The organism is Methyloceanibacter marginalis, from assembly GCF_001723295.1.
Taxonomy (GTDB): domain Bacteria; phylum Pseudomonadota; class Alphaproteobacteria; order Rhizobiales; family Methyloligellaceae; genus Methyloceanibacter; species Methyloceanibacter marginalis.
This window is the reverse complement of record NZ_LPWD01000191.1, coordinates 1-7,600: the sequence shown is the minus strand read 5'-3', so window position 1 is coordinate 7,600 and position 7,600 is coordinate 1. Positions and strand designations below refer to the sequence as shown.

The window sequence follows — 7,600 nt, the reverse complement described above, 5'->3', positions numbered from 1 at the left end:
TTGGTGCGATTGTTGTTGCCGTAGCACACGAACACCGGCGCCCAGGTCGAGCCGGACATGGAGCCTTGCTTGATCAGGCGCTTGTAGCTGTTCACCGTCGGCGAGACGACGGCGCTGATGGCGGGCAGGTGCTTGAGGACGCCCGCGACGAATTGATAGCCGAGTTTCGACAACCCGCAGCCGCGCGGGTCGTCCGGGTCGGTGAAGAGGTTTTCGCCCGTGTCTGGGTTCGCCAGCGACATGTTGTAATGGGCGCCCGAGCCGGTGCGGTTGGCGAAAGGCTTGGGCATCCACGAGGCGAAATAGCCGTGCCGGCGCGCGATCGCGTTGGCCATCATCCGCAAGAATACGAAGCGGTCTGCCATGGTCATGGCGTCGGCGAAGCGGAAGTCGACCTCGAACTGGCCGTTGCCGTCTTCATGGTCGAAGGAATAGACGTCCCAGCCCAGCGCCTCCATGGCGTCCACCAGTTCCGACAGCCAGTGCAGGTTGTCCAGCGCGCCGTAGCTGTCGTAGCAGGGCTTTTCGAGCGTATCGCGCTCCGAGACGGGCACCGCACCGGCCGCGCTGTCCTTGAGCACGTAGAATTCGGCTTCCAATCCGAGATTCATCACATAGCCGAGATCGGCGGCCTTACGCGTGGCGCGCGCCAGGATGTTGCGGCTGCAAGCCTCGAAGGGCTTGCCCTCGCACCATAGGTTGCTCGCGAACCAGGCGACGTTTTTCTGCCAGGGCAGCACGATGCACGAGGCGGGATCGGGCCGCGCCGAGACCTCCTCGTCGCTCACGTCCTGGGGAACCCCGTCAAGCGCAGCACCCGTGTAGAGCTCCGAGCCGGCCATCATGTGTTCGAGATGCGCGAGCGGCACCATCTTGGTCTTCGACACGCCGTGCATGTCGGAGAAGCTTGCCATCAGAAACTCAACGCCCTCGGCGCCGAGCTGCTCGCGAAGTGAATTGAGATCTTTGACCGGTGTCAGCATTGAGACGCCCCCGGAAAGCGTTGCACACGGGACGCCATGCTAGACCACGCACTTGCGTGTTGAGAAATATATTTTCCGGGTGATGAAACGCGAAGTGCGAATGTCTCAGGCGTGAGCGCCTTTAAGGGCTCGCTGCCTTCATCAGATCGTCCCGCGCCTTCTCCAGATGGTCGGCCATCAGCGTCTGGGCCAGCTGCGCGTCGCGCACATGGATCGCCTGAAGAATGCTGCGATGCTGCCGGCTGTAATCGGCGATCACCCCCGGCGCAGGATCTTCTCCTTCATTGCGTCCCACTGCGCGTGGAGCCGCACATGATTGATCTGCCGATAGACGTTGATCAGAAGCGGATTGGCGGAGGCGCGTGCCAGCAGGAGATGAAACTCGCCGTCCCACTTGGAAAACTCGTCTTTGTCGCGTGTCGCTTCTGCGTGCGCCAGCACCTGGTCCATCTCATCGAGCGTACGCCGCGTGGCGTGCAACACCGCAAGGCGCGTGGTGAAAGGCTCCACCGCGAGACGCGCCTCGATGAGCTGTAGTGGACTCACCTCGTCGATAAGGTGCGCGGTGCGTTTGCCTGCGGAGACGGGGCCGCCGACGAAGGTGCCGCTGCCGAGACGGCGCGACACCAATCCCTCTTTCTCGAGCCTGTCCAGAGCTCGGCGCACCGTCGAGCGCGCGGCCTTGAATGTCTCGGCGAGTTGCCGTTCTGGCGGCAGCTTCTCGCCTTCGGAATAGGCCCCGGTCTCGATCGCGCGTTGCAGATAGGCGGAGATGGCGCTCACGCCCGAGATTGGTTTCGACAGCCGCGCAAGAACGGCGGCCGCCTCCCTCATGGGCTGATCGTTCACGATGGAGTCTCCTTTCCATCCGCATTATAACGAACCACTTTGGGCTCGTAAAGTGTTAATTGGTTTGCAATCGGGCTCTCATTATGCAGTAATGGTCGCAGTTAAGTGACAAAACGCTGGGCAGCGCAATGTCGTTCGACGTGCAATCTGGGTCTGTAGAGGACCAATTAGGGACCAATTCCTTGAAGGGAGCTGGTCTGCGATGACCCTCTCGGCCGCCAAATACGTCATCATCGGGGCCGGAATTCACGGCCTGAGCACCGCCTATCATCTCGCACAGCAACTGAAAGCGACCGGTCGTGGCACCGGTGCGGACGTTCTCGTCATTGACAAGGCGGGGATCGGTGCCGGCGCGTCGGGGATTGCCTGCGGCGTGGTCCGCAACAATTACTATCAGCCGGCCATGCGCGAGCTGATGGCCCATTCCGTCGGGGTGTGGGAAAGCGATCCCAAGGCCTACAGCTATCACCCGGTCGGCTACATGCAGATCAGCGCCGAGGTGATGCACGAGCAGGTCGGCACCATCTACGAGCAGCAAAAGCTGATCGGCTACGAGTCCGAGTTCATCGAGGGCACGGACGACTGCCAAAAATATATGATGGGCCTGTTCGACGATTGGCAGGCCAAGGGCATTACCTCGGTCCTGCATGAGAAGCGGGGTGGCTACGCCAACAACACCGCGTCTCTTTATGGCTTGGCCGGCAAGGCCGAAGCCGAAGGCGTGCGGATCGCCACCGGCGTCGAGGTCAAAGGCTTCGAGTACGGCTCGAATTCCGGCTCCGTCACCGGGGTCATCACCAACAAGGGAACCATTCCTTGTGAGACCGTGGTGGTGGGCGCCGGCCCCTGGGTCCTGAAGTTTTGGGAGATGCTTGATCTTCCGAAGGCCATCTCCGTCAAGGGCGCCGACGGCACCGTGCACGACGACGTGCCCATGTGGAAATTCTGGTGTCTGGAGGAAGGCACGCTCGGCGTCGATCCCGACATGCATAAGACCAATGACGGGCGCATGCCGCCTGTCATCCATGTCGATACAGATGCACCGCTTTATTCGGATGTGGACGGCTCGGTCATCACCGACAAGCTATGGGGCCTCTACTACAAGCCCGACTTCAATTTCGGCGGCATCCAGGGCGGTGCCTCGCCTTACAAAGTCGACCAAGATCCCGACCAGATCGCCATCGATCCCTATGGTCCGGACTCGCCCGACTTCATCGTCGGCGACAATTTCATTCACATGTGGTGCTCGATGCTGGCTCATTGCCAGAAGAGGTTCGAGGGGAAGATCTCGGCCTACAAGCACAAGGAAAAATCAGGCGGGCTCGGTTGTTTCACACCCGACAACTTCCCCGTCTTCGATACCTTCCGCGAGAACGTCTACATCATCGCCGACTCCAACCATGGCTATAAGATGATCGGCGTCGGCAAGCTCGTGGCGCAGGAGTTGATGGGAGAGAAGAGCAAGCTGCTGGAACCGTTCCGCTTCGAACGCTTCGCCAAGGGCGAGCTGCATCCGACCTCCAATAGTCCATTTCCGTGGAGTTGAGGGGAGATTCCGATGGATATCGTACGCTACGTAGACGATCCGGAACGCCAGGAGCTTGTGAAAGAAGTTCGCCGCAAGATCGACGAGCTTGGCATCGAATATCTCTATTTGCAGTTCATCTCGGTCACCGGCCGCATCATGGGCAAGGGCATTCCGGCCGACCATTGGGAAAGCGTCGCCAAGAAAGGCTTCCAGCTCGTTTATGGCGCCACGGTCAACCTCTTCCTCGACCGCCATGGCGAGTATCTCGGTTACGGCCCGGAGGCCGCCGAGCTCGTCGGCATTCCCGATCCCGAGACCTTCATGCAGCTGCCCTGGGACAAGCGCATCGCGCGCATGTACTGCACGCTGTTCCGCAACCGCGAGGAGAAGGAGAACCCGGGTGGGTTCCTGACCGCGGATTGCCGCGGCAATCTTCGCCGCCTCCACCAGGAGTTCCAAGCCAAGCACAACGGTCTGCAGCTGCGCATGGGCACCGAGCCGGAGATGATGTGGCTGAAGAAGGATGAGAACGGCAAGCCGAACGGCGGCTACTCCAATCCGTATTGCTACCACATCGATCAGTTCGAGAGCCTGCGCCCGGTCTACATGAAGGTTATGGAGTATGCCCGGAAGATGGGCCTCGACATGATCCAGGGCGACCACGAGGACGCGCCCGGTCAGCTTGAGCTGAACTGGATGTTCGACGACGTTCTGCGCAATGCCGACCGGCTGACGACCTACCGCCAGATTTGCGCGCAAGTTGCGCGCGAGTTCGGCATCATCGCCTGTTTCATGTCGAAGCCCTTCATGGGCGTGTCCGCCAATGGCTGCCACCACAACATGTCGCTGTGGCGCGGCGGCGAGGACAAGCTTCGCCCGACTGGCAACGACGCCAATAATCTGCCGGGTATGCCGCACAACTACATGTATGTGTCGGGGGGTGAGAACACCTTCATGCCCGATGGCGACGATTTGCAGTTGCCGGGCAAAGCGGGCCTGGCGGCGATCGGCGGCATTGTGCAGCACTTGCGTGCGCTGACCGCGGTCGGCTCGTCGACAGTGAACTCCTATCGCCGGCTTTGGGATACCGGGTTCTGGGCGCCGATCTTCGCCGACTGGGGCTTTCAGAATCGCACGACGGGCTTGCGTGTCTCCGCGCCCGGCCGGTTCGAGTACCGCTCGGTGGATTCGATGGTGAATCCGTATCTGATGGGCTCGACGATCCTCGCGGCCGCCGACGACGGCATCGACAACAATCTCGATCCGGGCCAGCCGGAAGAGCGCAACATTTACGAGGCGATCGAGGCCGGCAAGCAGGTCAAGAAGCTGCCGATGACGCTCGGCGAGGCTCTCGATGCCTTGGCCGCCGACAAGGTCGTGCAGCGCGGCATGCCGGGCGAGATGTACCGCCTCTATGACCAGTACAAACGGGACGAGTGGGAGCGCTTCAACCACACCGTCACCGAATGGGATGTCGAGACCTATCTCGACTGCCTGCCGTAGGCGGGCAGCAAGCCGCGCTCGACCGGGCGCTGGCGGCGGAAACAAGGAGGAATAAGAATATGTGCGGGATTGCCGGAGTGATTCATCGCGGCCAGGCCGTGGGCGTTGGCCAGGAAATGACGGCGATGCTCCAGAGCTTGAGCACCGCGGCCCCGACTCGACCGGGTTCGCCGTTTACGGCGTCACCAAGCCCGAAGAGTACGTCATGCGCTTGAAGCTTGCGGAAGCCGACGACCTGAAGACGGATCACAAGATCCGCGACAAGATCAGAGAGCGCCAGGGTCTGGTCGACAACAGGCTGTCGGAACTCGGTGTTGAGACCGTCGAGGTGGAGCAGCCCAGGCCCTATGCGTTCCGCTATCGCCTGCGCTATTCCGGCGACACCAAGCAACTCGCCACGGATATCGAGCAGATCGAGGGCGCCGAGGTCCTGTCCTTCGGCCATGCGCTCGAGCTGATCAAGGATCTCGGCGACGCGACCCAGGTCTCCCAGAACTACGGTCTCGGCGATTTCCGCGGAACGCACGCCATCGGCCACACGCGCATGGCGACGGAGTCCGATGTCGATATCCGTTCCGCGCATCCCTACTGGGCCTATCCGTACAACGACATCTCCGTCGTCCATAACGGTCAGATCACCAATTACTGGATCATGCGTCGCGAGATGGAGCGTCTCGGCCACCGCTTCATGTCGAACTGCGATTCCGAGCTGCTCGCGGTCTACACCGCCAACAACCTGGAACAGGGCGCGACTCTGGAAGATTCGCTGAAGGCCTCCATCAAGGAGATCGATGGCGTCTTCACCTATCTCGTCGCCACCGATAAGGAGCTTGGGCTCGCCAAGGACACCATGGCCGCCAAGCCCATGGTTCTCTACGAAAGCGACGATATCGTCGCGCTCGCGTCCGAAGAGGTGGCGATCCGCGCCATCGTCCCGCGCGAGATCGACACGTCTGACCCCTATGATGAGGAGGTGCGGGTATGGCAGCGCTAACGCGAGCGGCTCCGACCAAGCAGGAGCTGAAGTCCCATGAAATGGGCATGCACACCGAGCAGCTCACCGGCCGCACCCAACAGGTCTTCTTCGACATCGATCTGAACGAACCGCATCACGGGTTCGGGCTGCCCGATACCTTCGATGTCGATTTCAACAAGCGCGGCGAGATCGACGCCTCCAACATGGACGCGAAGCAGGTCAATTTGCGCATTCGCGATATGATGAAGGAAGGCTACGGCACCATCGTGCTGAAGAACCCAGGCGCCAAGCACTCCATGGCCGTGGGCATTCTCAATCGCCTCAACCTGATCATCGAGGGCTCGCTCGGCTATTTCGGCCTCGGCCTGCTCGATGGGCCGAACGTCCGCATCTCCGGCCGTGTGGGCTGGTCCTGCGGTGAGAACCTGATGAGCGGGACCATTCTCATCGAGAAGAATGCCGGCTCTCAGTTCGGTGCCGCCCTCCGCGGCGGGGATCTCGTCTGCAAGGGCGATGTCGGATCGCGTACGGGCATCGACATGAAGGGCGGAAACATCATTGTCGGCGGCAACACGGGCGCCTTCACCGGCTTCATGATGCAGCGTGGCCGCATGGTGCTCTGCGGAAACGCCGGAAAGAACCTCGGCGACTCCATGTATGACGGCGTCATCTTCATCGCCGGCGAGCCGCAAAGCCTCGGCGTCGACGCCGTCTGGGGCGAGATGACCGATCTCGACCGCGGTTGGTTGGCGGAGAAGCTCAAGAAGTACGACGTCATGCCGAAGGGTGGCATCGACTCCTTCCGCAAGATTGTCGCCGGCAAGCAGCTCTGGAACTACGACAATCTGGAGCCGACCGAGAAGAAAATGGTGCTGTAGAGGGAAGAGCTGGGCAATGGCAAAGACCAAAAAACAGAAAGCAAACGGTACGCGGGAACCTGCCGAGGCGGCCCGCTTCCTTCTCGCAAGAGCCAGATCTTCACGCCGGAGGTCATCAACGACATCCATGTGAAGGCCGAGCTCGGCCGCTACCGCATGCGCGGCTTCTCGCTGTTCAAGAAGATCCCTCATTGGGACGATCTGACGTTCCTGCCGGGAACGCTGACGCGGTTCGTCATCGAGGGCTACCGCGAGAAGTGCGACACCAAGACGGTGATCGGGCCCCAGGCGAAGCGCCCCATGGAGCTCGATATCCCGGTCTATGTGACGGGCATGAGCTTCGGCGCGCTGTCCTACGAAGCCAAGATCGCGCTCGCCCGCGGCGCCACCATGGCGGGCTCGGCGACCTGCTCGGGCGAGGGCGGCATGATCCCCGACGAGCGGCGCTATTCGTCGAAATGGCTCTATCAGTGCATTCAGTCGCGCTACGGCTTTAATCCGCACCATCTGCGGCTGGCGGACGCCTGCGAATTCTTCATCGGCCAAGGCTGCAAGGTGGGCCTCGGCGGCCACTTGATGGGCCAGAAGGTCACCGACCAGGTGGCCGAGATGCGCTCGCTCCCCGCCGGCATCGACCAGCGCTCGCCGGCGCGACACCCGGACTGGCTCGGCCCGGACGATCTCGCGCTCAAGATCGAGGAGATCCGCGAGGCCACCAACTGGGAAATTCCGATTCAGCTGAAGCTCGGCGCCGCGCGCGTCTATGACGACGTGCGCATGGCGGCGAAGTGCGGCCCCGACTCCATCTATATCGACGGTATGGAGGGCTCGACCGGCGCCGGTCCGCACATCGCCACGGAAGACACCGGCGTTCCCGGTATCG

Annotated in this window: 8 protein-coding genes; 5 read left to right on the top strand and 3 right to left on the bottom strand. The window is 61.6% G+C overall.

The window, feature by feature from the left end:
- The 3 genes from AUC71_RS07990 to AUC71_RS07985 all read right to left on the bottom strand — a co-directional run.
- The coding region (locus AUC71_RS07990; RefSeq protein ID WP_069623843.1) for a type III glutamate--ammonia ligase at positions 1 to 983 on the bottom strand (983 nt) is incomplete at its 3' end.
- 121 nt (positions 984 to 1,104) lie between these two features.
- On the bottom strand, positions 1,105 to 1,242 hold the full coding sequence (locus AUC71_RS22290) for an FCD domain-containing protein (RefSeq protein WP_158007755.1): 138 nt from the start codon (positions 1,240 to 1,242) through the stop codon (positions 1,105 to 1,107).
- Positions 1,239 to 1,832, bottom strand: coding sequence for a GntR family transcriptional regulator (locus AUC71_RS07985; protein ID WP_141701543.1), 594 nt, complete (start codon positions 1,830 to 1,832; stop codon positions 1,239 to 1,241). The genes AUC71_RS22290 and AUC71_RS07985 overlap by 4 nt, the downstream gene beginning before the upstream one ends.
- Before the next feature lie 202 nt (positions 1,833 to 2,034).
- Between AUC71_RS07985 and AUC71_RS07980 the strand changes: the two genes are divergently transcribed.
- The 5 genes from AUC71_RS07980 to AUC71_RS07960 all read left to right on the top strand — a co-directional run.
- Complete coding sequence (locus AUC71_RS07980; protein ID WP_069623841.1) at positions 2,035 to 3,378, top strand: NAD(P)/FAD-dependent oxidoreductase; 1,344 nt, start codon at positions 2,035 to 2,037, stop codon at positions 3,376 to 3,378.
- A 12-nt stretch (positions 3,379 to 3,390) separates the two neighbouring features.
- Entirely contained in the window at positions 3,391 to 4,863 is a 1,473-nt protein-coding gene (locus AUC71_RS07975) for a glutamine synthetase family protein (RefSeq protein WP_069623840.1), read from the top strand.
- A gap of 205 nt (positions 4,864 to 5,068) precedes the next feature.
- A complete protein-coding gene (locus tag AUC71_RS07970) occupies positions 5,069 to 5,857 on the top strand; it encodes a class II glutamine amidotransferase domain-containing protein (protein ID WP_204376674.1) in 789 nt (262 codons plus the stop codon).
- Positions 5,845 to 6,717 carry a GltB/FmdC/FwdC-like GXGXG domain-containing protein gene (locus AUC71_RS07965; RefSeq protein ID WP_069623839.1) on the top strand — a complete coding sequence of 291 codons (873 nt, stop codon included), beginning with the start codon at positions 5,845 to 5,847 and terminating at the stop codon, positions 6,715 to 6,717. The genes AUC71_RS07970 and AUC71_RS07965 overlap by 13 nt, the downstream gene beginning before the upstream one ends.
- Before the next feature lie 129 nt (positions 6,718 to 6,846).
- Positions 6,847 to 7,600 (top strand): FMN-binding glutamate synthase family protein (locus AUC71_RS07960; RefSeq protein WP_204376673.1); only part of this gene is annotated, 754 nt, incomplete at its 3' end.